Origin of the sequence: Curtobacterium sp. JUb34 (assembly GCF_003755065.1) — a bacterium.
GTDB lineage: Bacteria > Actinomycetota > Actinomycetes > Actinomycetales > Microbacteriaceae > Curtobacterium.
Genome location: NZ_RJVH01000002.1, coordinates 553,239 through 578,467 on the forward strand (window position 1 = coordinate 553,239; position 25,229 = coordinate 578,467).

The 25,229-nt window shown below is 72.1% G+C and carries 27 protein-coding genes; 4 read left to right on the forward strand and 23 right to left on the reverse strand.

Features of this window, described 5'->3' with window-relative positions:
• Positions 1 to 19: 19 nt before the first annotated feature.
• The 6 genes from EDF63_RS09105 to EDF63_RS09130 all read right to left on the reverse strand — a co-directional run bounded on the left by EDF63_RS09105 (position 20) and on the right by EDF63_RS09130 (position 5,589).
• The gene (locus EDF63_RS09105; RefSeq protein WP_260233035.1) at positions 20 to 766 is read right to left on the reverse strand and encodes an FAD:protein FMN transferase; all 747 of its coding nucleotides are present in this window, start codon (positions 764 to 766) and stop codon (positions 20 to 22) included.
• On the reverse strand, positions 763 to 1,233 hold the full coding sequence (locus EDF63_RS09110; RefSeq protein ID WP_123312718.1) for an FMN-binding protein: 471 nt from the start codon (positions 1,231 to 1,233) through the stop codon (positions 763 to 765). Before EDF63_RS09110 ends, EDF63_RS09105 begins: the two co-directional genes overlap by 4 nt.
• Positions 1,230 to 2,696, reverse strand: a complete 1,467-nt coding sequence (locus EDF63_RS09115; RefSeq protein WP_123312719.1) for a ferric reductase-like transmembrane domain-containing protein — start codon at positions 2,694 to 2,696, stop codon at positions 1,230 to 1,232. Before EDF63_RS09115 ends, EDF63_RS09110 begins: the two co-directional genes overlap by 4 nt.
• 127 nt (positions 2,697 to 2,823) lie before the next feature.
• Positions 2,824 to 4,188, reverse strand: a complete 1,365-nt coding sequence (locus EDF63_RS09120; protein ID WP_123312720.1) for an ATP-binding protein — start codon at positions 4,186 to 4,188, stop codon at positions 2,824 to 2,826.
• The gene (locus EDF63_RS09125) at positions 4,185 to 4,868 is read right to left on the reverse strand and encodes a response regulator transcription factor (RefSeq protein ID WP_123312721.1); all 684 of its coding nucleotides are present in this window, start codon (positions 4,866 to 4,868) and stop codon (positions 4,185 to 4,187) included. Before EDF63_RS09125 ends, EDF63_RS09120 begins: the two co-directional genes overlap by 4 nt.
• Position 4,869: 1 nt before the next feature.
• On the reverse strand, positions 4,870 to 5,589 hold the full coding sequence (locus EDF63_RS09130; protein WP_123312722.1) for a VIT family protein: 720 nt from the start codon (positions 5,587 to 5,589) through the stop codon (positions 4,870 to 4,872).
• Between the two features lie 124 nt (positions 5,590 to 5,713).
• Between EDF63_RS09130 and EDF63_RS09135 the strand changes: the two genes are divergently transcribed.
• A complete protein-coding gene (locus tag EDF63_RS09135) occupies positions 5,714 to 6,178 on the forward strand; it encodes a DUF2231 domain-containing protein (RefSeq protein WP_123312723.1) in 465 nt (154 codons plus the stop codon).
• Positions 6,179 to 6,195: 17 nt separating this feature from the next.
• On the opposite strand, the gene EDF63_RS09140 is transcribed toward EDF63_RS09135, so the two are convergent.
• Complete coding sequence (locus tag EDF63_RS09140; protein WP_123312724.1) at positions 6,196 to 6,978, reverse strand: SDR family NAD(P)-dependent oxidoreductase; 783 nt, start codon at positions 6,976 to 6,978, stop codon at positions 6,196 to 6,198.
• Positions 6,979 to 7,232: 254 nt separating this feature from the next.
• On the opposite strand from EDF63_RS09140, the gene EDF63_RS09145 reads away from it, so the two are divergent.
• Complete coding sequence (locus EDF63_RS09145) at positions 7,233 to 8,063, forward strand: universal stress protein (protein WP_123312725.1); 831 nt, start codon at positions 7,233 to 7,235, stop codon at positions 8,061 to 8,063.
• Here the strand turns inward: EDF63_RS09145 and EDF63_RS09150 are convergent.
• The gene (locus EDF63_RS09150) at positions 8,038 to 9,915 is read right to left on the reverse strand and encodes a heavy metal translocating P-type ATPase (protein WP_148061758.1); all 1,878 of its coding nucleotides are present in this window, start codon (positions 9,913 to 9,915) and stop codon (positions 8,038 to 8,040) included. The two genes, EDF63_RS09145 and EDF63_RS09150, sit on opposite strands and share 26 nt — an antisense overlap.
• A gap of 573 nt (positions 9,916 to 10,488) precedes the next feature.
• On the opposite strand from EDF63_RS09150, the gene EDF63_RS09155 reads away from it, so the two are divergent.
• Together EDF63_RS09155 and EDF63_RS09160 are read left to right on the forward strand one after the other, a co-directional pair.
• Complete coding sequence (locus EDF63_RS09155; RefSeq protein WP_123313122.1) at positions 10,489 to 10,905, forward strand: PLDc N-terminal domain-containing protein; 417 nt, start codon at positions 10,489 to 10,491, stop codon at positions 10,903 to 10,905.
• A 99-nt stretch (positions 10,906 to 11,004) separates the two neighbouring features.
• Positions 11,005 to 12,198, forward strand: coding sequence for a polymer-forming cytoskeletal protein (locus tag EDF63_RS09160; RefSeq protein WP_123312727.1), 1,194 nt, complete (start codon positions 11,005 to 11,007; stop codon positions 12,196 to 12,198).
• A gap of 172 nt (positions 12,199 to 12,370) precedes the next feature.
• Here EDF63_RS09160 and EDF63_RS09165 read toward each other — a convergent pair whose 3' ends face one another.
• The 15 genes from EDF63_RS09165 to EDF63_RS09240 all read right to left on the reverse strand — a co-directional run bounded on the left by EDF63_RS09165 (position 12,371) and on the right by EDF63_RS09240 (position 24,743).
• The gene (locus EDF63_RS09165; protein ID WP_185021352.1) at positions 12,371 to 13,225 is read right to left on the reverse strand and encodes a universal stress protein; all 855 of its coding nucleotides are present in this window, start codon (positions 13,223 to 13,225) and stop codon (positions 12,371 to 12,373) included.
• A 468-nt stretch (positions 13,226 to 13,693) separates the two neighbouring features.
• Complete coding sequence (locus tag EDF63_RS09170; RefSeq protein ID WP_123312729.1) at positions 13,694 to 14,062, reverse strand: BON domain-containing protein; 369 nt, start codon at positions 14,060 to 14,062, stop codon at positions 13,694 to 13,696.
• Positions 14,059 to 14,535, reverse strand: a complete 477-nt coding sequence (locus EDF63_RS09175) for a hypothetical protein (protein WP_260233037.1) — start codon at positions 14,533 to 14,535, stop codon at positions 14,059 to 14,061. Before EDF63_RS09175 ends, EDF63_RS09170 begins: the two co-directional genes overlap by 4 nt.
• 96 nt (positions 14,536 to 14,631) lie before the next feature.
• A complete protein-coding gene (locus EDF63_RS09180) occupies positions 14,632 to 15,807 on the reverse strand; it encodes a flagellar hook protein FlgE (protein ID WP_123312730.1) in 1,176 nt (391 codons plus the stop codon).
• Between the two features lie 53 nt (positions 15,808 to 15,860).
• A complete protein-coding gene (locus tag EDF63_RS09185; protein WP_123312731.1) occupies positions 15,861 to 16,304 on the reverse strand; it encodes a flagellar hook assembly protein FlgD in 444 nt (147 codons plus the stop codon).
• Positions 16,305 to 16,329: 25 nt separating this feature from the next.
• Complete coding sequence (locus tag EDF63_RS09190; protein WP_148061759.1) at positions 16,330 to 17,784, reverse strand: flagellar hook-length control protein FliK; 1,455 nt, start codon at positions 17,782 to 17,784, stop codon at positions 16,330 to 16,332.
• A complete protein-coding gene (locus EDF63_RS09200; protein WP_123312734.1) occupies positions 17,781 to 18,515 on the reverse strand; it encodes a C40 family peptidase in 735 nt (244 codons plus the stop codon). Before EDF63_RS09200 ends, EDF63_RS09190 begins: the two co-directional genes overlap by 4 nt.
• Positions 18,512 to 18,943 carry a flagellar FliJ family protein gene (locus tag EDF63_RS09205; protein ID WP_123312735.1) on the reverse strand — a complete coding sequence of 144 codons (432 nt, stop codon included), beginning with the start codon at positions 18,941 to 18,943 and terminating at the stop codon, positions 18,512 to 18,514. Before EDF63_RS09205 ends, EDF63_RS09200 begins: the two co-directional genes overlap by 4 nt.
• Positions 18,943 to 20,286 carry a FliI/YscN family ATPase gene (locus tag EDF63_RS09210; protein ID WP_123312736.1) on the reverse strand — a complete coding sequence of 448 codons (1,344 nt, stop codon included), beginning with the start codon at positions 20,284 to 20,286 and terminating at the stop codon, positions 18,943 to 18,945. Before EDF63_RS09210 ends, EDF63_RS09205 begins: the two co-directional genes overlap by 1 nt.
• Positions 20,283 to 20,945 (reverse strand): hypothetical protein, encoded by a 663-nt coding sequence (locus tag EDF63_RS09215; RefSeq protein WP_123312737.1) that lies wholly within the window; start codon positions 20,943 to 20,945, stop codon positions 20,283 to 20,285. Before EDF63_RS09215 ends, EDF63_RS09210 begins: the two co-directional genes overlap by 4 nt.
• Positions 20,938 to 22,005, reverse strand: coding sequence for a flagellar motor switch protein FliG (gene fliG, locus EDF63_RS09220; protein WP_260233038.1), 1,068 nt, complete (start codon positions 22,003 to 22,005; stop codon positions 20,938 to 20,940). The genes EDF63_RS09215 and fliG overlap by 8 nt, the downstream gene beginning before the upstream one ends.
• On the reverse strand, positions 22,002 to 23,672 hold the full coding sequence (fliF, locus tag EDF63_RS09225; RefSeq protein WP_123312738.1) for a flagellar basal-body MS-ring/collar protein FliF: 1,671 nt from the start codon (positions 23,670 to 23,672) through the stop codon (positions 22,002 to 22,004). Before fliF ends, fliG begins: the two co-directional genes overlap by 4 nt.
• Entirely contained in the window at positions 23,672 to 24,007 is a 336-nt protein-coding gene (fliE, locus tag EDF63_RS09230; RefSeq protein WP_123312739.1) for a flagellar hook-basal body complex protein FliE, read from the reverse strand. The genes fliF and fliE overlap by 1 nt, the downstream gene beginning before the upstream one ends.
• Positions 24,007 to 24,402, reverse strand: a complete 396-nt coding sequence (locus EDF63_RS09235; RefSeq protein WP_235035933.1) for a flagellar basal body rod protein FlgC — start codon at positions 24,400 to 24,402, stop codon at positions 24,007 to 24,009. The genes fliE and EDF63_RS09235 overlap by 1 nt, the downstream gene beginning before the upstream one ends.
• Positions 24,399 to 24,743, reverse strand: coding sequence for a flagellar basal body protein (locus tag EDF63_RS09240; RefSeq protein ID WP_123312740.1), 345 nt, complete (start codon positions 24,741 to 24,743; stop codon positions 24,399 to 24,401). The genes EDF63_RS09235 and EDF63_RS09240 overlap by 4 nt, the downstream gene beginning before the upstream one ends.
• Between the last annotated feature and the right edge of the window lie 486 nt (positions 24,744 to 25,229).

Here is a 25,229-nt window from a genome sequence, read left to right on the forward strand (position 1 = left end):
TCGACCGGTCGACGCCGGATCAGCTCGCCGGGGGCGCACCCATGGGCCGGATCCAGGCCGACGCTTCGGGGGTCGCCCACACCGTGCCGTCCGCCGCGAACGCGAGCACGTCGACGCCGGCGTCGCTCGTGAGCCTGCGGAGATCGTCGGCATCGCCCGCGACGACCGCCGTTGCGAGGACGTCCGCGGTGACGATGTCGTCGGCGACGACGGTTGCCTGCACGAAGGTCGGGGCCGCTCGCCGCCAGATGTGTTCGCCGCGTTCGGTGGTCCCCGAGGTCGCGACGGCACGGCCCGGCGCATCGAGGTGGACGACACCGACGACCGTGTCCCGACGGGTCGGGTCCACCACGCCGACGCTCCACGGCTCGTCGTCGCCGTGGTGTCCCCGGACGAGCACGTCTCCTCCGGCGCTGATCATCCAGTCGTCGGCGACACCGTCGAGGACCGTTCCGGCGTCACGGATGGCCAGGGCCTTCACGACACCGGACAGGTCGACGACGCCGTCCGGGCGGTGCGGAGTGAACGCACCGCCGGTCCGTTCCCGCCAGTGGAGCGCGAGCGCGTACACGTCGCGGACCGATGCCGGGGTGTCGGACAGCCGGAGCGATCCCTCGGCGACGCGGCTCAGCACCGACGCCGGGTCGTACAGGCTGTACCGGTGGTCGTAGCCGGCGAAGACGGCGCGGACCTCGGCGGCAGCCTCCGGGGTCGCTCCCCGGAGGCTGACGACGGTTCCCATCGTGTCGAAGGTCTGGACGCTCACAGCCCGGCCGCGTCGATCGCGGACTGGAGCGACGTCGTGTAGCCCTGACTTGTGAAGGTCGCGCCACTCACCGACTGGATCTGCGCGGACTGCGCCTGCAGGGCCTCCTGGCGCAGGATCGGTGCCGCCTGCTGACTGATCTGCACCGACCGGCCGTCGCTGTTCGTGAGCTGGAGGGCGGTGACGTCGGTGAGCTTCCCGCTCGCCACGGTGATCTGCACCTGGACCGGTCCGTAGCGGGTCTGCACGGTTTCGCCGGCGAAGGTGCCGGAGGCAGCCGACCCGGTCGGTCCACTGCTCGCGCCCGTGCTCCCGCTGCTGCTCGTACCGCCGGAGTCGGTGCCACTGCCCGAGGTCGTGGCGTGCTCTGCCGGAGCCGTGACTGCGGGCTGGCCCCCGAGCTGCCACCCGATCACGAGTACTGCGAGCGACGACACGACGCCGCCGGTGATCACGCGTGTCCTCATGACTCGAACCGTTCCTGGTGGATCCGGTGTTCCGGTACTCCTGCCAGCCGTGCTTCGCTGACGACGAGGTCGGACCACGCACGGGGGCCGCAGACGTACAGGTCCGATTCGAGCAACCGTGGGAACACGGACCGGAGGGTGACACCGCGCCGGACGTCCTCCTCGGTCATCCAGCTCTCCCGGGACCGCGCTCGGTGGCCGACCATCGTGTACAGCCGGCTGCCGGTCGCCTCGGCGAGCTCGGCCGTCTCGTGCCACAGGTACTGCTGGTCGACGCCGGTTCCGCGCAGGAGCACGGTCGCCTCGCCCGGCCGCAGGTCGGTGTCCTCGAGCAGCGCACGAACGGGAGTGATCCCGACCCCGGAGGCGACGAGTGAGAGGTACGGGGCTGTCCGGGCCCGGCTGGTGAACAGGCCGTACGGGCCCTCGAGGGACACGAACGCTCCGGGCGTGATGCGTCCGAGTCGAGCGGACCCTGCACCGAGGTCACGGACGGTGATCCGTGCACGACCGCGACCGGGTACCGCGGAGAACGACACCGGGTGGGCGTGCCACCAGGTCTTCGGGGTCCAGAACCGCCAGACACCGTACTGCCCGCCGCGAGCACCGAGGCCGTCGAGGTCCCGTCCGGCGAGGTGGATCGACACGACCCCCGGGGCGATGGTCTCGACGCCGACCACACGGATGCGATGCCGGAAGGTCACCACGAGCGGCATCGCGAAGCGGTGGACCGCGATCAGCCCGAGCGACACGACGTACAGGGCGATCCAGTAACCGCGCTGCCAGGTCCCCTGCGCGAGGACACCGCCGGCGCTGAGCATGTGGGGCAGCGCGACGAGCACCGCGGCGTAGCTGAGCAGGTGGATGAGGTGCCACGCCTCGTACGGCATCCGGCGCCGCACCGCGACCAGGGACGAGACCACCACGGCGACGAACAGCCCGAGGCCGAGGTAGGCGAGCGGCATGTCCGGTGTCGAGAACAGTGCGATGGTCTCGGCGATCGGACCGGTCCCTGCGGAAGCGCCGTAGCCCAGCGTGAGCAGAGCGCCGTGCGCGAGCAGCAGGTACAGAACCGGCTTCCCGAGCGAACGGTGGACCGCGATGGCGTTGTCCTGGCCGAACGTCCGGTCGATCAGGGGGACGCGGGCGGCGAGCACCACCATGACGAGGACGAGGTCCGTGGCGACGAGGCCTGCCACGATCCCGGCGTCGGTCAGCCAGCCGCCGATCCCCACGATCGTGTGCGAGCCGGGCGTGGCGAGCCAGAGCGTCACGGCGACGGCAGCGGAGACCCAGGCGAGGATCCCGAGCAGATCGGTCACGGCACCACGACGGCGGCCGGCTCGTCGGCGGCGTCGTGCGGCCACGTCGAGGGACTCGGCCGGCGGCACGGCACCTCGGAGACCCCCGTGTCCGGTCGTGCTCGGGGTGGCCCTCGGTGCGCGGTGAGCGGTGTCGATCATCGTCTCGGTCCTCTCCAGGATGCGATCGGGAGACTCACAGCATCAGGACCGGTCCTGTGGACGGACCCCGAACGGAGCGTGCCCTTCGTTCGAGACCTCGAGTGATCGGTCCCGGCGGCGGTCCCGGTCAGTGCGCGGGGAGGCTGACCGTCGCGACGGCACCTCCGGACGCCGCGTTGCGGAGGTCCGCCGTCCCGCCCGCGCGTTCGGCGATGCCGCGGACGAGGGCGAGCCCGAGGCCGCTCCCACCGAGGACCGCGCGTCGAGCGCTGTCCGCCCGGGTGAAGCGGTCGAAGGCCTGCGGGAGGAAGTCGTCCGGGACACCGGGCCCGTCGTCGACGACACGCAGATCGAGTCGGCCGTCGGCGGATTGCTCGAGGGTGACCCGGATCTCGCCGCGGTCCTCTCCCGCCGCGATCGCGTTCGCGACGAGGTTGTCGACGACCCGCGCGAACGCCGCGGGCTCGAGTCCGTACCGCTCGTCCGGGACCGTCAAGGCAACGGTGAAGTCGATGTCGCGTCCACCGGCGTGCGACATGGCGCGAGCACGGTCGATGGACCCCATGAGTTCGGTGACGAGCTCAGCGCCCGACGTCGAAGGGACGACTCCCGCCTCGTCGAGTCGGCTGAGTTCGAGGAGGGTGTTCGCCAGCGCGACGAGCCGTGCGGCATCGCCTTCAGCGGCGCGCAGCTCGCGCTCGAGTGCGACGGCATCGCCCGACGACCGGTGCGCGAGTTCGAGCCGGGCGGTCAGGGCGGCGAGCGGCGTGCGGAGCTCGTGGCTCGCGTCGGAGACCATCCGCCGCTCGCGCTCGGTGTTCTCGCGTTGGCGGTCGATGAACGCGTTGAGCGTCCGCGCGAGCGCCGCGAGTTCGTCGTCGGACGCCCCGACGGGGAGGTGACCGCCACCGTTCCCCGCACTGAGGTGCTCGGCGATGCGGCGCATCCGCCCCACCGGACGGAGGGCGAGGGTGGACAGCAGCCAGGCCGTCGCCGAGAAGGCGAACAGCGCCAGGACCGTGCCGACGACGAGGGACCGGTCGACCCGCTCCACCGTCTCCTGCCCCGCGCGGCCGTCGTGCGCCGCCCACACGATGAACGACCCGACGTCGTTCCGCACCGGGACCCCGACGACCGTCACGACGCGGTGACCGGTGTGCAGCCGCAACGCGACGTCGTCGTCAGGCACCGACGGGGGCAGCACGGCACGGACGTCGCGGGGCAGGGAATCGACCACCCAGTCGCCGGAGGCCGACCGGATCCCGACGAGGACGTCCTCTGCTGGACGGTCCGGCGCCTCGTCCGGGTTGTTCCGCAGGTCGGACACGAAGGGTGCGGCGTCCCCGGAGGCGAGGGACCGGTCGGTCGCGACCGTCGCGCGTTCGATCTGCACGTGCAGTGCGACCGCGACCCCGGAGAGCACGACGGCGCCGACGACCAGGCTCCCGAGGGTGATCCGGGCACGGATCGACAGGTGGCGCAGGGACTTCATGCGGGCGGCACGACCTCGAGGGCGTACCCCACGCCGCGCACCGTCCGGATGACGACGTCGGCGTCCGAGGCCTGCAGCTTCTTGCGCACGTAGCTGACGTACTGGTCGACGATGGTCGGGTCGAAGTGCTCGGCACTCCCCCAGACCTCCTCGAGCACTTCGGTCCGGGTACGCGTGTCGGGTGCTCCCTGCATGAGGAACCGCAGGAGCGAGAACTCCTTGACGCTCAGTGGCAGGTCCCGCCCGTGCACCGACGCACGCACGGCCACGAGGTCGAGCCGCACCGCGCCGGCCTCCACGACGGTCGAGGTACCGGCGGCACGACGTCGCAGGTGCGCCCGGATCCGGGCGTTGAGCTCGGCGATCGCGAACGGCTTGGTCAGGTAGTCGTCCGCCCCGGAGTCCAGCCCGAACACGCGGTCGTCGACCGCGTCACGTGCGGTCACCAGGATGACGGGGAAGTCGAATCCCATCTCGCGGAGTCGACGACAGACCTCGAACCCCGTCATCTCCGGCAGCATGACGTCGATGGCCGCGGCGTCGAACGCCTGCGACCGGGCCTGCACGAGGGCGGCGATGCCGTCCGTCACGACCGTGACCGCGTGCCCTTCGCCTGCCAGACCGCGGTCGACGAGGGCACCCATCTCCGGATCGTCCTCCACCACCAGGATGTTCGCCACGTCACACCGCCCCGCTCGTGCCGAGCAGTGAGCCGATGAGGAAGGTGGCCGCAAGGGCCAGTGCTCCGCCGACCACCACACGCACGGTGGCACGGACCATCGACCCCCCTCCGATCCGCGCCCCCGTGGCGCCGGTCAGTGCGAGCGCGACGAGCACGACCACGAACGTGACCGGCACGCGCACTCCCTCCGGCGGCAGCAGGATCGCCAGCAGCGGAAGGATCGCCCCGATCGAGAACGCAGCCGCCGACGCGAACGCAGCGTGCCACGGGCTGACGACCTCGTCCTCGTCGATGCCGAGCTCGGTGGTCAGGTGTGCGGCGAGGGCGTCGCGCTCGGTCAGTTCGGACGCCACTCGCTCGGCCGTGGACCGGCGGAGACCACGGCCCTGCCACAGCTGGGTGAGCTCCTCGAGCTCGGCGACGGGGTCGTCCGCCAACTCTCGGCGCTCCTTCTCGATGAGGGACTGCTGGCTGTCCTTCTGACTGCTCACCGAGACGTACTCGCCCAGCGCCATCGACACCGCACCGCCGACGAGGGCCGCGATGCCGGCCGTCGCGATCGCCGGGACGGACGACGAGGCGCCTGCGACACCCACGACGATCGACGCCGTCGACACGATCCCGTCGTTCGCCCCGAGGACTCCGGCGCGGAGCCAGTTCAGGCGCGCCGCGAGGTCGCCCGTGTGTGCTTCGCCTGCGTGCGGCTCCGAGGTGGTCATGGTCTCAGCGAACCATGTCCGGGTCGTCCCGTTCGTGTGAGGTTTCGAACGATGCGAACGCGCGGATCGTGTTGTGTGGTCGCACAGCGCCGTGACTGATCGGCGCACGACGTGAAAGGCCGTCATGGACTGGCAGTTCGGCGGGATCCCGCTCCACCCCCTCTTCGTCCACCTGACCTCCGTCGCGGTTCCGGTCGCGGCACTGACCGCGATCGTGGTGGCGGTGTGGCCCGCAGCGCGACGGTGGCTCGCGGTCGGAGCGCCGATCATCGGCCTGGTCGCCCTCGTCTCGGTCCCCCTGGCGACGTCGTCGGGCGAGTGGCTCGAACACCGTGAGCAGGAGACGGCGCTCCTCGAGCGACACACCGAGCTCGCCGACGGGCTGCTGCCGTGGTCGATCGCGGTCTTCGTGCTCCTGGTGCTGTGGTGGGGATGGCACCGGTTCGGAACAGCTCGGGTGACGAGCGGCGGCACCCTTCGCGCAGTCGCGATCGTCGTCCCGGTCGCCCTGATCGCCGTCGGCGTCGTCTCGATGATCGAGGTCGTGGTCATCGGTCACGCGGGTGCCGAGTCCGTCTGGAAGGGCTAGTCGCACCGCACGGCGCATCAGATCGCCGACCACCCGCCGTCGGACGGCACCACCGCGCCCGTCACGTTCGCCGAGTCGTCGCTCAGCAGCCACGTGATCGCGGCCGCGAGCTGCTGCGCAGTGGCGATCGGCGGCACGTTCGTCTGCAGGTACGGCCCGAGCCGCTCTCCGGCGTACTGCGACCGGAACGGCGCCTCGATGCTCGTGGCCACCGCGCCGGGCGCGACCGCGTTGCACCGGACCCCCGCCGGGGCGTAGAAGAACGCCGTGCTCAGCGTGAAGCCGTGCACCGCGTGCTTCGACGTGGTGTAGGCAGTGCCCGCTGCGGAGCCCCGCAAGCCGGCTTCGGAGGACACCGTGACGATGCTCCCCCTCCCTGCCCGGATCATCGTCGGCAGGACCGCCCGGGTGAGTCGCATGACCGCGGTCAGGTTGACGGCGAGGACACGGTCCCATACGTCGTCGTCGAGCTCGGCAGTCGGGACGAACCCGTCCATGATGCCGGCGACGTTGGCGAGCCCGTCGACCTGCCCACCCGCGGCTGCGACGACCCGGTCGACCACCGGGCGGTCGGCGAGGTCGCCTGAGACGGTGACCAGACGATCCGAACGGAGCGCGGCGACGAGGTCGTCCAGCCGATCGGCGAGCAGGTCGACCCCGACCACCCGGGCCCCCTCGGCGATCAGCCGCTCGGTCGTCGCCCTGCCGATGCCTGCCCCGGCACCCGTGACGATCACGGTCCGCCCGGTGAAGCGCCCCGCCGTCGGCGTCGCCGTCGTCCCTGTCGTCGTCTCGTCCATGGTCGTTCCCGTCGCTCGTGGGTGGTGCGGGTCCGTCGCCTCGGCCGGTGTGCCCGGCGCAGCCCGACGGCCCGCTCGGCCGGTGCGCCCGGCTCGTGTCCACCTCAGCGCCGGCTGCCCGTCCGCGCCAGGGTCCTTCGCCCCGGCGGCGCTCCGTTCCGCGGGACGTTCGGCCCGCCTCGGTGACGAGCCGACCGGTTATCGTCGCCGCGCGTGCTGCACGCGCGCGGTCAACCGAAGAGCAGGAGCGCACCATGTCCGTTGAGCGGATCCTCGTCGGCCTCGACGCGTCCCAGGCCAGCTGGACGGCCCTGCGGTGGGTGGCGAACCGTGCTGCCGACGGTGCGGCACGCGTTCGGATCGTGCACGCGCTCGAGGTGGCCGACACCGGCGTGTTCGTCGTGCGCGAGCGCCTCGCGGAGGCCGCGGCGTTCGTCCGCGGGACCGCCCCGGGGACCGTCGTCGAGACGTCCGTCGAACGCGGCTTCGCCGCTGATGCGCTCGTGGACGACACGGCCGAGGCCGATCTCGTGGTCATCGGGGCGCACCGGAACCGCAGGGTCCGCTCAGCGCTGACGGGCTCGTTCCCCGACCGCATCGCGACACGGGCACCGGTGCCCACCGTCGTCGTCCCCGACGACTGGACCTTCGGGAGCGGACCGATCGTCGTCGGGATCGACGCCGGCACCGCTGAGGCCGCGCTCGCCTTCGGGCTGCACGAAGCGCGACGCACCGGGCGCTCGGTCCGGCTCGTGCACGCATGGCGGGTGACGGCACCCGTCGCAGCGCGACCGATCGCACTGCTCGAGGACGCGTCGAGCGCCGACGAGCAATCCGCGCGCCTCGTGCTCGGCACGGCGGAACGCGAAGCCGCGCACCGGGAACCGGCCGTCTCCGTCCGGGCCACGCTCTGGGAGGGCGACGCAGGAGAAGCACTCGCGAAGGCCGGTGTCGAGGCCTCGCTCATCGTCGTCGGTCGACGCCACCGCACCACGATCGGCGGCGAGCTGTTCGGCTCCGTTGCCCGCGAGACGATGCACCGGTCGAAGACGCCGGTCGTCATCGTGCCGGTGCCGGTCGACTGACCGGGTCGCCACGGCCCGTGGCAGCGGCCGGACCGGCGGTCGCCCGGAGCGATGCGACGATCGTCACGACGTCGACCGCCTCCTGCAGCAACGCTCCGGCGACGGCGGGCACGACACCCGTCGATGCCACAAGCATGAGTCCGATCGAGGCGCCCATCCCGATCCAGATGCCCTGGCGCGCGATCCGGACCGTCTCACGGCCGATCCGGACGGCGACCGCGACCCGTTCGACCGACTCGACCAGGACGACGGCATCGGCGGTGTCACTCGCGGCCGACGCACCGCGCGCTCCCATCGCCACCCCGACGTCGGCGACGGCGAGCACCGGGGCGTCGTTGACCCCGTCGCCGATCATCAGGACGGGCCGAGCGGTGAGCGCCCGCACCGAGGAGACCTTGTCGCCCGGGCGGCACTCGGCTCGGAGCACGGCAACGCCGACGTCCGCGGCCACCGCGTCGGCCGTCGCGAGCGCGTCGCCCGTGAGCATCACGACGTCGGCGATCCCCAGCTGCCGGAGCTCCGCGATCGTCGCCCGGGCCTCGGACCGGATCGGGTCACGGAGGACGAGCGCGCCGGCGGGGCGTCCGTCCACGAGGACGTAGGACACGACCCGACCTCCGGGGACGTCGAGCGGGTCTGCCTCCGGAGCACGTCGCCGAGCGAAGGCGAGTGTCCCGACGGCGACCTCGTGCGCGTCGACCTCGGCCACGACGCCGTCCGACTCGGATTCGACGGCGTTCCTGGCCCCGCACAGCCCGATGCCCTCGGCCCGCGCCGCCGCGACGACGGAGGCCGCGAGCGTGTGGGAGGAGTACTGCTCCGCGCTGGCCGCGAGCTGCAGGAGCCGGACGCGGTCCGGTCCGTCAGCGGTGGTCACGACGTGCTCGAGTGTCGGGCGACCGAGCGTGAGGGTGCCGGTCTTGTCGAACACGACGGTGCGGACCGCCGCGAGCCGTTCCAGCACCGACGCGTCCTTGACCACGACGTCCGCCCGGGCAGCGCGCCCGATTCCGCCGAGGAACGCCACCGGCGCTGCGATCAGCATCGGGCACGGAGTGGCGAGGACCAGGACCTCGGCGAATCGTCGCGGATCCCCGGAGAGCCACCAGGCCACGGCGCCGAGGACGACGGCGAAGGCGGTGAACCACGGCGCGTACCGGTCCGCGAGACGGACCATCGGCGACCGCGAGGACATCGCTCCGGAGACGAGGGCGACGATCTGCTGGTACTCGCTGGCCGCCGCTGGTCGGCTCGCCCGCAGCAGCACCGCGGCCGTGCCGTTGACCGCGCCGCTCGGGACCGCGTCCCCCTCCGCCGCGCCGACCGGCACGCTCTCCCCGGTCAGCCTCGACTCGTCGAACGTCGCTGTGCCCGACACCAGCACGCCGTCGACGGGCACCACCTCGTACGGTCGGACGACGAGCACGTCCCCGACCGCCACGTCGGCGACGGGGACGTCCACGACGACCCCGTCCCTCGTCTGGTGCGCGGTCTTCGGAGCATCGGAGAGCAGCCGTGACAGCTGACTCGTGGCCCTGCGCTGCGCATGCGCCTCGAGCGCCTCTCCCCCGACGAGCATGAGCACGATGACGTACGCCGCCAACCATTCGCCGACCGCGACGGTCGCGACGATCGCCGTCACCGCCAAGAGGTCGACCCCGAAGCGTCCGTGCACCATCTCCCGGACCATCGAGACCGCGGCGACGACCGCGGCCGCCAGGGCCGTCAGGGTGAGCAACGGCGGCACGACCTCGCCGGCGCCGGACCAGGCCGCGACGAGTGCCGCGGTCCCCACCGCGGACACCACGACGAGTCGTGTGCGGACGAGCGTTCCCTGCGACGACCGTGCCACGGAGCCTCCGACGTCGAGCAACGACGCCGGTGGGCGTCGTGACGAGTGTCGGCGGTCACCGGCGCTGCATCGAGGGTCGAAGGTCCTCCGTCAGCCGGCCGGGGGAACCGCGGGCGTGACCGTGAAGACGTCGATGTTCCGCATCGCGTGGCGGAGGTGTTCCTCGGCGTGCGCCGTGAGGTGGGTGGCGCCGTGCAGGTCAGCGGTCGCGACCTCGATCGTCGCGGACCCCGTCAGCCTGTGTCCGGTCCAGCGGAGGCGGACGTCACGGACCGCTGGAGCAAGCCCCGCGACCCGCCGTGCGGGTGCGGGTGGTCGCGGTCGTGCGCGCCCGTCACCGCTCCTGCTCGCTGCGAAGGTGCGGGGCCGCGCCGACGACGTGTTCAGCCTGCTTGACCGCGTCGATGACCAGCTCCACGACGTCCGCCAGGCCTCGGTCCCTCGCGTCCAGCAGGAGGCGGCACGGCGGGACGTTCGCCCCTGTGCGCGTCGGACTCGAGACCCGAAGGTCGTCAGCGCGGGCCGGCCCGGTCGTCCGTGCGCGCAGGATCGACCGAACGGAGCGAACTCATGATGTTCAGCTGGAACAGTCCGTGGGACGGACCCTGGGGCGGTGTCGCAGCCGTCATCTGGTCCTTCTTCTGGATCGTCGCGTTCGTCGCCTACCTCGTGGCCCTGTTCGCGGTCATCGCTGACCTGTTCCGTGACCACACCCTGAACGGTTGGTGGAAGGCGGTGTGGGTCGCGTTCTTGATCTTCGTGCCGTTCCTCACCGTCCTGGTCTACCTCGTCGCTCGCGGCAAGGGGATGCAGGACCGTGCGGCGCGCGACGCGGGTCGGTCCACCTCGTCGGACGAACCGGCTCGAGGACGAGCGGCGCGCGGTCGCAGCCCGGCCGATGAGATCGCCACGGCGAGATCGCTGCTGGACGAGGGAACGATCACGCCGGAGGAGTTCGACGTCCTCAAGGGCCGCGCACTCCACGAGTGAACGTCCGGCCGGTCACGTCGGAGGGACCTCAGGCCCTGTCCGTCGCCCGGGAGACGCTGGACAGTCAGGTATGACTCCTTCGATCACCATCCCAGCGCCGTGACCACGCGGTCGACCACGGCACGGGTACTCGTCACGCTCACGGCCGCCGGCCTCCTCGTGGCAGGTTCCGGCGGTGTGGCACTCGCGATGACGGGAAGCGACGGCGCATCCTTCGCGGGGTCCGATCCCGGTCCTCGCTTCTACAGCGGATCCGACATCGACATCACAACGGACGTCGACGGCGACGTGTACGCCACGGGCAGGGTCGTCACGATCCGTGGGGACGTCCGAGGCGATGTGATCGTCGCGGCCCAGACCATCGTGGTGAGCGGTTCCGTGGACGGCGACGTCCGGCTGGCCGGACAGGACGTCTCCGTGAGCGGCGACGTGAGTCGCAGCGGGACGATCGCCGCGGCGGAGTTGACCGTTCCCGCAGCCGGGTCGTTCGGCGACGACGTGGTCGCCTCTGCCGGCGCCGTGCGCATCGCCGGGGACGTCGGGCGCCACCTGCGGTTGAACGTCGGTGGCCTGTCCATCAGCGGGAACGTCGGCGGTGACGTCTCGTACGTCAGCGACCAGGAGGCTTCGATCCGCACGGGAGCCGTCGCAGGGACGGTCGAGCGGAGCGAGCCGTCGAGCTCGGACGACACTCCGGCACGGCCGGCAGCGACGTTCCTCGCCTGGCTGGTGGGTCTGCTCGCCGCACTTGTCGCGCTCAGCCTCATCACGTCGGCGACGGCACTCCTCGTGCCCCGCGTCCTCCGAGAGGTCACGGATCAGCTGTACCCGACCCCGTGGAGAGCGCTGCTGGTCGGCTTCGTCGCGTCCCTGGCCGTACCTGCCGGGATCCTCGTCCTCCTCGTGACGCTCGTCGGTGCGCCGTTGGCGCTCGCTGTGCTGGTCGTCTGGTCGGTCCTGTGCATTGCCTCGTTCCCGTACGGCGCCCACTACGTCGGTCGCGTCGTGTTCCGCGACCGGCGTGGTGCGGTCGTGACCTCGCTCGTCGGCGGCGCGATCCTCGTCGTGGCCCTGCACGTCCCGTTCCTGAACATCGCGGTCTGGGTGCTCGTGGTCCTGCTCGGGACCGGCGCACAGCTGCTCGCGTTCGCGCGGAGGCGACCGTGGCGTGCGCCGGCGACCGGCGGACCACCGGAGTCGTCCACAGGGGACGGCGCGCCGCTCACCGGTGCGACCAGGATCCCTGTGGCGACGACACGTGCTGGCGAGTCCGGGACCGATGCGACCACATGACGCGGCTGTGGCTTCGCCACCCGACGAAGGCCGCCGAAGCTCCCGTCCGACACTGAGGTGAAGGAGACCGCGGCGCCGACGAACGCGCAGAGGAACACGAAACCCCAGGGTCCGTCGCGGACGACGGTGGGGCGAGATCGATCGGTCATGGTGGTCGTTCCTTCCTCGGTGATCAGTGCGTCGGACGATCCAGGGCAGCTGGCAGGACTGCGTTCGGGGGGACGATCAGCGCGGGCACGTGCGTTTCGTGCATCAGTGTCTCCCCGACGCTGCCGGCGATCAGGCCGGTCAGCGAGCTCCGGTGACGTCGGCCGACGACGACGGCCGACGCAGATGCCGCTTCGCGCAGCAGCACGCGCCCCGGGGAGCCACGGCGTGCTCGACCGAGCACCGGCACATCCGGATGGGCGGCATCGACCGCGTGCAACGCGGCTTCGACCTGAAGGTCAGCGGCGTGCTCCCACGACGACAGGTCGCCCTCGAAGTAGACGTTGCCGAACGGTGTCGTCGTCGACGGCGACTGCCACGCCCGCACGAGCACGAGTTCTCGACGCCACCGAGCAGCGAACGCGGCCGCGTAGGCCAGCGCTGCCACACCGGACTGCCCGTCGACTCCGACCACGACGGGGCCGACCTCGTCGACGCGCTCCTCCGGCACCACCATCACCGGAGTCCTCGCCTCGGCGACGACCCGTTCGGCGACCCGGCCGCGCAGCGCCCCGATGAACCGATGGCGTTGGCGCCCCCCGAGCACCAGTACGTCACCCGCCGTGCCCTCGAGCACGATGCCGTGGACGGTCCCGCCGCCGACGAGGTCTGTCGTGACCTCCAGCGTCGGATGGCGCCGGAGCAGCAGGGACCGCGCCTCGAGCAGCCGCGCCTCGGCTGTCGACGGGAGGTCTCCGAGCAACTCGGCCACGGTGACCAGCCAGACCGTGTCCGTCGAGGGATCCGTCACGTCGGCGATCCACCTGACCGCGGACTGCGCCGCGCCCGAACCATCGACAGCGACGATGTACCGGCTCATGGCGGCCTCCGAGTCCGACGAGCACACCGGTGCGGCGAACTCCGTTGCTCGACGGTACGAGGAGCACCGGCGGCTCACCAGGCCGAACGTCCCGTGCGCGGACCACGTCCCACTGCGGAGCCGGTTCGGCTCGGCGCTCAGCCGAATCGCTCCGCTGACCACGCCGCGGACGGGTCGGCCACGATGCGCCACGTCTCGGTGGCAACTGGTTCCCGACCGAGGTAGGCAACGGCGTCGCGGGTGCTCAGGATGCCCGGGACCGTCACCGCGAGCACCCGTGCGGCCACCTCCGTCACGATGCATCGGAGTCGACGAACAGCTTCACGCTCCCGAGCGTCGTCCGAGGCGTGACGTCCCGGGAGGAACCGCCACCACCGGTCGTGTGCGCGCTGCTGGAACTCCAGCACGGTGGCCATCCGCTGCGCGGTCTCGCTCAGCGGACACCATCCGTAGGGTTCGCGGCCCGCGTCAGACATCGCAGCCTCCGGCCCCGAGATCGTGGCCGTCGCCACCGTGGTGGAGGTGCCCGTGCACCGCTGCGTCGTCGAAGAGGACCAGGTCGTTGCAGACCACCCGGACGCCGGGGGTGTCGCGAGCGACGGCTCCGATGTGGTCCCGCTCCGACCAGGACCGCACGTGTCCCCGCACGACGATCTCGTCTCCGCTGACGATCACGAGCAGGTCCCGAGCTCGTCGCGACGCTTCGTCGGACATTGCCTGTGCGATCCGGTGCGAGACGTCCGCGGACCGCGCGGCATCAGCTGACTGCTGGCTGCTCGTACCCGCCCCGGCGCGCGACGGCGACGCCGGTGCCGGAGCACGACCATCCGCACTCATCGGCGGCCTCCGTCCGACAGGAGCCCGAGCCCCGTGAGCACGACTCCGACCTCGAGGAGTCCGACGGCGAAGTAGACCGCCTGGAGCAGGCTCCACGGGATCATCGCGGTCTCGACGAAGATCCACACGAGCAGGACGAAGGCTGCGGCCGCCACGGCGAGCACGGTCCACCGGGACCGGCGGACCGCCAGGATCGCTGCCAGCAGGTGCGTGCCGCCGACGATGACCGCCAGGAGCAGCCCGGGCACGACGAACGAACGGAAGACCGTGTCGGCCAGGACGCTCGTGGCGGGGGCGAACAGCTCGGCGTCGACCCCGACCACGAGCGCGATGCCCCCGGCCACGGCCGTCAGGCCGACGAACGCGGTGGTGATGATCGCGGACCACCGGAACGCTGCGGAGCGTGGCAAGACCAACGCTCGCGGGTCGTCGTCGGGCCGGGCGCGCTGAGCGCGGGTGGTGTGTGTGGTCATGATCGATCCTCCCCGTGGTGTCGGAGCATCAATCGTCCGTACCCGCCGGGTCGGACCCCCAGAGCCGAACGTCCCGCGCCCGGGGGACTTCGCCCGCTAGCGCTTCAGGTTCGTCAGCTCCTGCAGCACCTCGTCCGAGGTCGTGATGATGCGCGCGTTCGCCTGGAACCCGCGCTGCGCCACGATCAGGTTCGTGAACTCCTGCGACAGGTCGACGTTCGACATCTCCAGGGTGCCCGCCGCGAGCGACCCGACGCCGGCCGAGCCGGGGCCGCCGACGGTCGCGGTGCCCGAGTTGCCGGTCGCACGGTAGCCCGAGGCGCCGGTCTTCTCGAGGCCGGCCGGGTTGGCGAACGTCGCGAGGGCGATGCGGCCGAGGGCGAGCGACGCACCGTTCGAGAACGTACCCGTGACGGTGCCGTCCTTCGAGATGGCGTAGCCCTGCAGCGCGCCGGCCTCGCGGCCGTTCTGCGACCCGATCGACGCGGTGTTGAGCGACGCGAAGCCGGTCAGCTCCCCCATGTCGACGGCGATGCCGCCGACCGTCAGCGTGCCGCCGGACGTCAGCTTGCCGTCGGTGCCGAACGTGAGGGACCCGTTCGCGGTGGTGCCCTGCCCGTTCCGGGCGGTGACGTCCCAGCCGTTCGCGGTGCGCGTGTAGGCGAGGGACATCGTGTGCTTGGCACCGGAGGCGTCGTAGACGGTGGCCTCGCGGGTGATGGTCGCGCCCGCCGCGGTCTCGGACGGCAGGTTGCCGGCGACCGAGGCCGAGGTGGTGCGGACGGCCGGTGCCGCGGCGTCGAGCGGCAGCGTGATGTCGGCGAGGCCCCCGTTGTCGTTGACGACGCCGTTCGTGGCCGGGTAGCCCTGCACGATCTTGCCGTCGGCGGTGACGAGACGACCGTCGGCGTCGAAGTCGAACGCGCCGGCGCGGGTGTACACGGTGTCGTTGCCGAGGCGGGTGACGAAGAAGCCGTCGCCCGAGATCATCAGGTCGGTGGCCTTGCCGGTGGCCTGGGCCGAGCCCTGCGCGAAGTTGGTGGAGACGCCGGCGACCTGGACGCCGAGGCCGATCTGCGCCGGGTTGGTGCCGCCGACACCGGTCTGCGGTCCGCCGGCACCCTGGGTCATCTGCGACAGGGTGTCCTGGAAGACCGTCGACGAGGCCTTGAAGCCGACGGTGTTGACGTTGGCGATGTTGTTGCCGGTGACGTCGAGCATCTGCTGGTGCGAGCGGAGGCCGGAGATCCCGGAGTAGAGCGAGCGGAGCATGGTGCGTCCTTTCGGAGAGGCAGGAAGAGCAGGGAGGAAGAGGGGAAGAACGGTCAGGAAGCCGGTGCGGTGGTGGTGATGCCGGAGATCACGTCGAGAGCGACCTCCTTCCCGTTCACGGTGACCGTGGGAACGCTGTTCGCGTACGACACGGCCGAGGCGGTCCCGGCGACGGCGGTGCCGGTCGCAGCGTCGGTGTAGCTGACCTGCTTGCCGACGAGGTTGGCTGCGGCGATGCGCATCTGGAGCGAGAAGTTCTCGTTCCCCGTCGTGGTCTGGTTGGTGATCTGCTCCATCATCGCGAGCTGCGTCTGCTGGCTGATCATCTGGTTGGTGTCCATCGGCGACGACGGGTCCTGGTTCTGCAGCTGCGTGACGAGCAGCTTCATGAACACCTCGGAGTCCATCGTCTGGGACTTCTTCGCGGTCGAGTTCGCGGCGAGGGCCGCGGCCTGGGCAGCCTGGTCCACGCTGCCGGTGATGCCGTCGATGGGCATGGTCTGGTTCCTGTTCGTGAGCCGGTCAGGCGAGGACGTCGAGTCCCGCGGTGCGGACGGTGGAGGTGGTGGCGGCGGACGCTGACTGCGTGGCGGACGTGCGCCGTGCCTCCAGGCCGGTGTCGGCACGCAGGCGGCCGTCGGCCGGTCGCTGGTCGCGACCCGGCGCCGTGTCCGGGTGGTTCTGGGAGGACAGGTCGAGCGTCGTGCTCAGCCCGGTGCCGGCGGCGTCGCGCCGCAGGTCGGGCAGCACCTGGCGGACCGCGTCGCGGCCCGCCTCGGACGCTGCGAACAGCTCGACGTGCATGCCGTGCGCCGTGACGTGTGCGCGGACCGTGACCGGTCCGAGGCTGTCCGGCACGACCTGCACGGTGACGACGTGCTCACCGGGGCCGGCCTGCGCGAGCGAGAACACCGGGCGCGCGAGCTGCTGCCCGAGCGGTGCCGGCGTCGCCGACGCAGACGGAGCCGCGGTGGCCGGGGTGGACGCGGCGGTCGGCGTCGTGGGCAGGACGAAGGGCGTCTCGCCACCGCGGGCGGTGGTGACTGCCGGGAGGCCCGGATCACCCGCCGTCGACCCCTGCTGCTCCGTCCCGTGGCCGGTCTGGGCACCGCGTGCAGCGGTCGACGCGACGGCGGTGACGACGACGGGGGTCGCGGTCGCGGTGCCGTCCGCGGGGGTCGGGTTCGTGGGCGCGGCCTGCGCGGGGACCGCCGACGTGAGCGGTGCGGCGGATGCGGTCGCTGCGGCGGCCGTAGATGCAAAGGCCGTAGGTGCGGCGGCCGTGCGGACGGCGGCTCCGGCCGAGCCGGCGTCGGTCGGGGTGGGCGGAACGCTCCCCTGCTGGGCGGTGGCCGCCGGGAGCTGCGCTGACGCGGTCGGCGCAGCGGTCGAGCGTGCCGGCGCCGGGGTGGACTCGCCCGCCGCTTCCCCTGCGTCCGCACCGGCGACTGCGTCGGAGCGTGCCGACTGCGCGGGGACCACGGGAGTCGCGGACAGCTCGGCCGGGGCCGGAACCGCGACCGCACCGGCCACCGGGGTCTCGGTCACGGCCGACCGCGGGACCGCCGGAGCCGTCGTCGCGGCATCCGCGGCGGACCCCGCTTCGAGCGTGGCGGCCTCCGGAGCAGCGGTGGCGGCGGTCGCCGGAACCGGGGCGGCGGTGGGTGTGGGCACCAGTCCGGGGAGCAGCAGCGCCTGCGCGTCGGCAGCCGCAACCGTGTCGGCCGTGGCCGTGTCCGGCGTGGGCGGCGTCGTGTCCGGCGTGGGCGGCGTCGCGGGGGTGGTGCCGTCGTCGGTCGCGGTGTCGGCACCGTCGTCGCGCGCCGCTGCCCGGTCGGCGGCACGACGACCGGTCGCGGCGGCAGCGGTCAGGGCAGCGTCGAACGATCCGGGCCCTGCAGGGTCGGAGCTCGGGCGGGATGGCGCAGCGGTGCTCGCCGGAGCGGGCGCGGGCTGGGTGGCGATGGTCAGGCTCATGCGGCGCTCCCGGTCTGCATCATGGACAGCAGCGCGGCGGTCTGCAGGTCGGTGGCACTGCTCGCGGCCGTGGTCGCGGTCGGCGCCGGGGTGGCGGACGCCTGGGCCGGCACGATGCGGCGGATGGTGGCGATGTCGGCGTCGGAGTACCAGTTGTCGACGATGCGGACGTCCTTCCCGGGGCGCGGCGCGTGCAGCACCTTGCCGTCGCCGACGTAGATGACGACGTGGCCCTCGCCCTTCGGGACGATCAGGTCGCCGGGCTGTGCGTCCTTCAGGGAGCCGACCTCGACGCCCATCTTCGCCTGGTCCGGCACGACCCGGGGCATGGTCACACCGAGGTCCTTGAACACGGTCTGCACCAGGCCCGAGCAGTCCATACCGGCGGTCGTGGTGCCGCCGAACACGTAGGGCACGCCGAGGTACTTCTTCGCGTCCGCGACGACGTCCGAGCCGGTGGCGCCGCTGCCCGTGGCGAGCGTCCCGGCGCCCGCGTCGACCGAGGTGGCGGGCGCGCTGCCGGTCGTGGCGGCGGCTGCGGCAGTGGTGGTCGTGGTGCCGGTGCCGGTGGAGCCCGTGGCGGTCGCCAGTGCATCGGCGAACGCGCTCGACGACGCACTGGTCGCGGCAGCGGACGACGACGAGCTGGCCGCCGCGGCCGAGCCCCCGCGCAGGGTGTCGATCTGGGACCGGATCTCGGAGATCCGGGAGAGCACCGCTTCGACGCTCATCGGGCACCACCTTCCGTGCGGCGTCGTGCCGCGATCTCGTCGAGGGCGTTCTGTTCGGTGCGGAGTTCCTCGGCGGCCTGCTCGGCGGCGTGCTTGCCCTCGAGCTTCTCCAGGCCGACCGCGGCACGTCGAGCGGCGGTGTACTCGTCCTGCGCACGGTCGGCGTCCGCGCGGCGGGTCCGCACGACGGCGTCGAGCTCCTCGAGCATCCCGCGGGTCGCAGCGCGCGCGGCGGCGACGGCGCTCAGGGTGGCGGCGTCCTCGATCGGCTGCGCGCCCTCGGTGTCGGCGAGGCTCCGGCGCGCGGCGATCCGGGCGTCGGCAGCGTCACGGACCCGCTCGTTCGCGGTGGCGAGCGAGGCGGCGGCGCGGTCCTGTTCGGTGTGGCGCAGGCGCAGGAGTCCGGCGAGCGGGAACCGGCGGGCCATCACGACACCCCCAGCTGCTGCACGAGGCCGCCGAGGCGCTGCCAGGAGGCGTCGGCGGTCGCCCGCTCGTCCATCCCCTGGCGCAGGAACGCGTCGATGGCGCCCTGGTGATCCACGGCGGCGTCGACGAGCGGGTTCGAGCCGCGCTGGTACGCGCCGACGTCGAGCAGGTCCTGGGCGCCGGCGCGCGCGGCCATCACCTTCCGCAGCACGGTGGCGGCGGCACGCTGCTCGGGTCGGGTGACCTTCGAGGCCACACGCGACACCGAGCCGAGGGCGTCCACCGACGGGAAGTGCCCGGTGATCGCGAGCTTCCGGTCGAGCACGACGTGCCCGTCCAGGATGCTGCGGGCGGCGTCGGCGATCGGTTCGTTGTGGTCGTCGCCGTCGACCAGCACGGTGTACATGCCGGTGATGCTGCCGACCCGGTCGGTGCCGGCGCGCTCGAGCAGCCCGGCGAGCACCGAGAACGTCGACGGCGGGTAGCCCCGGGTCGCCGGCGGCTCCCCCACGGACAGCCCGATCTCGCGCTGCGCCATCGCGACGCGGGTGAGCGAGTCCATCATGAGCACGACGTCCTGGCCGGCGTCGCGGAACGACTCGGCGATGCGGGTGGCGACGAACGCGGCACGCAACCGCATGAGCGCGGGCTCGTCGGAGGTCGACACGACGACGATCGAGCGGGCGAGACCCTCGGGCCCCAGGTCGTCCTCGAGGAACTCGCGCACCTCGCGGCCACGCTCCCCGACCAGCGCGATGACGTTGACGGCGGCGTCGCTCCCCCGCGCGATCATCGACAGCAGCGACGACTTGCCGACGCCGGAGCCCGCGAAGAGCCCCATGCGCTGGCCACGGCCGACGGTGGTGAGGGTGTCGAGCACCCGCACGCCGAGCTGCATCGGGGTGTCGATGCGGGTGCGCGCCATCGCGTTCGGCGTCGCGTGGTCGAGCGGCACCAGGTCGACCGGCTCGCCACCGGCGCCGACGAGCGGGCCGCGGTCGTCGATCGGCCGGCCGAGCCCGTCGAGCACACGGCCGAACAGCCCGGCCCCCGTCGGCACGAGCACCGGACGGCCGGTGGGGCGTGCGGGGGTGCCGGCGGTGACACCGGTCAGGCGGCCGAGCGGCATGCAGCGAACGCCGGAGGCATCGGTGGCGACGACCTCGACGGCGGTCTGCACGCCGTCCTCTGCCCCGACCGTGACGACCTCGCCGACGTGGGCATCGAGCCCGGCGATCGTCAGACCGAGGCCGACGGCGCTCGTGACGACGCCGACCCGCTGGGGTGCGGCCCGCCGCAGGGCGTCGTCGAGCCCCCGGGGCCGGAGCAGCGTGGCGCTCATGCCGACGCCCCCTGCAGCTCGACACCGAGCGCCGTACGGGCGCGGTCGAGCGCGGTCGCGATCCGGGCGTCGAGGATGCCGTCGGGCAGGTCGACGACGGCGTCGCCGTCCCGCAGCGCGGGGTCCGCGACCACCGGGACCGGCAGGTCGACGTCCGCGACGCGGGCCGCGTCCGCCGGGCTGAGCCGGACGGCCACCGGGACGCTGCGGTCGATGGACGCGAGCGCCCGCCGGACGGCGGTCTCGGCGCCGGACGTGATCCGGGCCTCCCGTCCGTCATCGGGACCGACCGTCGGACGGGAGGCCCGGATCTCGTACCCGACGATCGCCTCGGCCAGGTCGGTGGCCGCGCTGGCGACCGACGCCTCCGCGTCGCTGAGGACGGGTGCGACCGTGGACAGCATCGCGTTCGTCGCCGCGTCGAGGACCGCGATGCGGCGGACTGTGTCCGCGCGCAGCGACGCGGTCAGCGCGGCGTGCTCGGCCTGCAGGCGGGCGCGCAGGGCGTCCGTCTCGGCCTGCGCGGCGCGGAGCCCGGCGGTGTAGCCGGCGGCGTGGCCGCGGACGTCCGCACCGGACGCACGCTCGCGCCCGGCGGCGTCGCCGATGACGGGGAACGCGATGCGCTGCACGGTGCCGGCGGTCGTGGTGTCAGTCAACGAGCTCGTCCTCCTCGGCGCGGTGCACGGTGATGACGCCCTGCGCCTCGAGCTCGCGCACGGAACGGACGACCTCGGCGCGCGCCTCCTCGACCTGCGAGACCCGGACCGGACCCATGGCCTGCAGTTCGTCGTCGAGCAGCGAACGGTTGCGCTCGGACACGTTCGCGCGGATCGTCTCGACGACGGGTCCGGCCGCACCCTTCATGGCGGTCGCCAGCAGCTTCGAGTCGATGCCGCGCAGCACCTGCTGGATGTCGCGGGACTCGAGCTTGACGATGTCCTCGAAGGTGAGCATGCGCGAGCGGATGTCCTCGGCGAGCTCCGGGTCGCGGGCCTCCAGCCCGTCGAGGACGGCCTTCTCGGTGGCGACGTCGGAGCGGTTGATGATGTCGACCAGGGGCGCGATGCCCCCGACGACCTCGACGCTCTCGCGCGGCGACACGACGGCGCCGGCGCGCTGCCGCAGGACACCCGCGACGATGCCGACGGCTTCCGGGGTCGCGCTGCCCATCGTCGCGAACGCCTGCGCGACGTCGGTGCGGACGCGCTCGTCGACACCCGCGAGGACGGCGCTCGCCTGCCCCGGCTTGAGGTGTGCGAGGACGAGGGCGATGGTCTGCGGCAGCTCGCCCTCGAGCAGGGTGATCACCTGACCGGGCTCGGCGTCGTCGAGGAAGTCGAAGGACTGGCCCGCCAGGTTCGAGGCCAGGCGGTCCATCACGCCGGCGGCCCGCTCGGCGCCGAAGGACGCCTCGAGCAGCCCGAGCGCGGTCTCCTTGCCGCCGCGCTTCTGCAGCCGACCGCTCATCGTGATCCGGTGGAACTCCGACATGGTCTGGTCGACGACGGTGTCCTCGACGCGGCGCATCCGGACGATCTCGGCCGAGATCTCCTCGGCCTCCATCTCGGTGAACTGCTTCATCACCTCGGCGGCGCGGTCGGTCTCCATCTGCATGAGGATGAGCGCGACCTTCTGCGCGCCGGTCAGCGTGCGGTCGCTCGAGTTCTTGCCGGTGCCGTTGCCCGGGCCGCCGGCGCTCGGCATCAGGGCGCTCACACCGGCGCCCGGTCGTCGAGGAGCCCGCGCAGCAGCTCGGCCGTGCGCTTCGGGTCGCGCTCGGCCAGCGCGGAGATGTCCTGGCGGCGACGCTCGGCCGTGATCTCGTCGGTCGTCAGCACCTCGGTCGGCGGGTCACCGGCGGGCATCGTCGACAGCACGGCGGTCGGGGCGTCACCGGCACCGAGGGTCGCGCGGTCGGCGGCGCCGTCCATCGCGAGGGGCAGCTGGAACGTCTCGCCGGCGAAGGCGTCGAGCTCGCCGAGGTCGACCGCCTCGCGCTCCTGCTTCCGGCTGCGGCGGGCGATGACGAACATGACGGCGATGAGCGCGAGCAGGATGCCGATGACGATGCCGGCGGTGCGGATCGACGACCACAGGGCCTCCTGCTGGTCGGCCTTCTGCTGCGCTTCGAGGGCCTTCGCGGCCTGGTCGGCGCCGCTGGTGTCGAAGTCCATCATCGCGACCTTGACCTGGTCGCCGCGGTCCTGGTCGACGCCGGCTGCGGCGGAGACCAGGTCGTTGATGCTCTGCAGGTTCGCGTTCTGCACCGCGTCGGCCTTCGAGTTCAGCGCGACCGAGATGGTCTGCCGGTCGAGGGACCCCGAGGGGATCTGCGTGGTCTCGGTGGTGTGGTCGACGGCGTTGTTCTTCGTCGCCGACTCGTTGGTGTACCCGTCGTCGCCCGTGCCGCTCGTCGCCGTCCCGTTGGGCACGGCGATGTTGTCCGGGCCGAGGACCCCGGTCGCACCCTTCGACGCACCGGATCCGGCGCCGTACTGCTCGGTGGTGCTCGACTCGTTGAGCGCGACCGGTCCGGAGGTCGGGGTCGTGTAGCTCTCCGACGTGCGGGTGCCGGACTCCTGGTTCATCGTGCCGGAGACCACGACGGTCGCGTTGCCGACGCCGAGGGTGGTGTCGAGCAGGTCCTGGATCTTCTTGCTCGTCGCGGCGTCGTAGTCGGCTGCCTGGTCGGCGCCGCTGCCGGTGGCGCCGGTGCCGACGGCGGACAGGGTCTGTCCCTTGGCGTCGACGACCGAGACGTCGGTGGTCTGCATGCCCTCGACCGACGCGCTGGTCAGGTGCACGATCGCCTGCACCTGGTCGGTGCTCAGCTGCGTGCCGTTGTCGGTGGCGATGAACACCGACGCCGTCGGGTCCTTCTCCTCGGACACGAACACGGACTTCTCCGGGATCGCGAGCTGCACGGTCGCGGTCTGCACGCCGTCCATCGCGCCGATGGTCTTGGCGAGTTCGCCCTCCATCGCCCGCTTGTAGGTGACGTCCTGCTGGAACTCCGAGCTCGTCACGCCCATCTGGTCGAGCAGCGAGTACCCGCCCTCGTTCGACGACGGCAGCCCGTTCGACGCGGCCTTGAGGCGCTCCGAGTAGACCTGCGCCTGCGGCACGAGGATCGTCGCGCCGCCGTCGGTGAGCTGGTACGGCACACCGTCGGTCTGCAGCTGGTCGGTGATGGAGCTCGCGTCGGCGGCGGCCAGCCCGGTGAAGAGCGGCGCGTAGGAGGCCTTGCCGAGCCACGACGCCAGGGCGATCCCACCGAGCACGAGCGCGGCGATCACCAGGATCGCGATGGTGCGCTGCGCGGCGGAGAAGCCCTTGACGTACGCGGACAGGCGCGCGAAGACGTTCTTGACGGCGACGGGCATCAGGCCTGCATCCTCATGATCTCGTTGAAGGCGTCGACGCCCTTGTTGCGGACGGCGGAGACGAGCTCGAGCGTGACCTGCGCGCGGGTGGCGGCGATGGTCGCGTCGTGGATGTCGTCGAGGTTGCCGGTGACGGCCTTGAGCGCGAGGGTCTTCGAGTCGCTCTGCAGCGCCTGCAACCCGTCGACGGCGTTCCCGAGGCTGGCGGCGAACCCGCTGCCGTCGGTGCTGGTCGCGCCGGCGGTCCCGGCGACGTCGCTGGACGTGCCGGACACGCTCGTCAGCGCGTTCGTCATCGCGTTGGTGGTCACACCGTTGACGGCGTCGATGGGCATCAGTTCTTCCCGATCTGCAGTGCCGCCTCGTAGGCGGTCTTGGCGCGGTCGACCACGGCGGCGTTCGCCTGGTAGCCGCGCTGGGCCATGATGAGGTCCGCCATCTGCGTGCCGAGGTCGATGTCCGGCATGCGGACGTAGCCCTCGTCGTTCGCGAGCGGGTTGTCCGGGTCGTAGGTCACGCGGCCGGCGGCGCTGCCGAACGCGGCGCCCTTGACGTAGGCGCCGGACACGCCGTTGCCCTCCTGCACCTCGACGTAGCGGGCCTGGAACGCGGTGTCGTCCATCGACTTCACGGTGTTCGCGTTCGCCATGTTGTCCGCGACGGCGTCGAGCCACTTCCGGTGCACGGTCATGCCGGTGCTCGCGATGCCGATCGCGTCGAAGGTCGTCACGAGTTCGTCCGCATCGCCGCACGGACGCTGGTGAGCTCGGAGTTCATCGCCTGGGTGGCGAACTGGTACCGGAGCACGGTGTCGACGTTGGAGAGCGTCTCCTCGTCGAGGTTGACGTTGTTGCCGTTCGTGTTCGTCGGCTCGAGGCTGCGGGCGACCGTCGGCGCGGTGTCGCCGCTGCCGTCGGTGATCGACTTCGCCAGGGCGTCCTCGAACTGGACCTTCTCGGCGTGGTAGTTCGGCGTGTTGATGTTCGCGATGTTGTTCGCGATCACCTTCTGGCGCATCGACAGGCCGTCGAGAGCGCTCTGCAGCGCGACGCTCGTCACGGAATCGAACACGGTGGTCCCCTCGTCAGGCGTCGTCGGTGGACGTCGCCGTGCGGTGGTGGCCGATCCGTGGCCGAACTGGTGAGCGATCCGTGCTCGTGTGGCGCTATCGGTGCCCGTCGCGCGCCGCGTTAGCCCTCGCCCCGAACGGGGGTGGCCGGTGCGCGTCCGTCCGATGCAGAACGACATCCCCGTTGTCGTACGACATCGATCACGTCGCACCGTGCACACGCGTCACGTTGCACGCGCGGGTCGACGACACTCTCGTTGTCGTACGACGTCGACGATGACGCACCTTGCACGCGCAGACAGTTGCGTCGGGGGTCGGACGACATCGTCGAGGTCGTACGACGACCACCTCGTCGCACGGTGCCAGCGCTGTCCGTTCACGCTGGGAACGGTTGCGCTCGCTGGACGTCGACACCGTCGATGTCGAACGACGTCGAGCTCGTCGCAGCCTGCGCTCGCCCGGTGTTGCAGACGCGGGCGAGCGACACG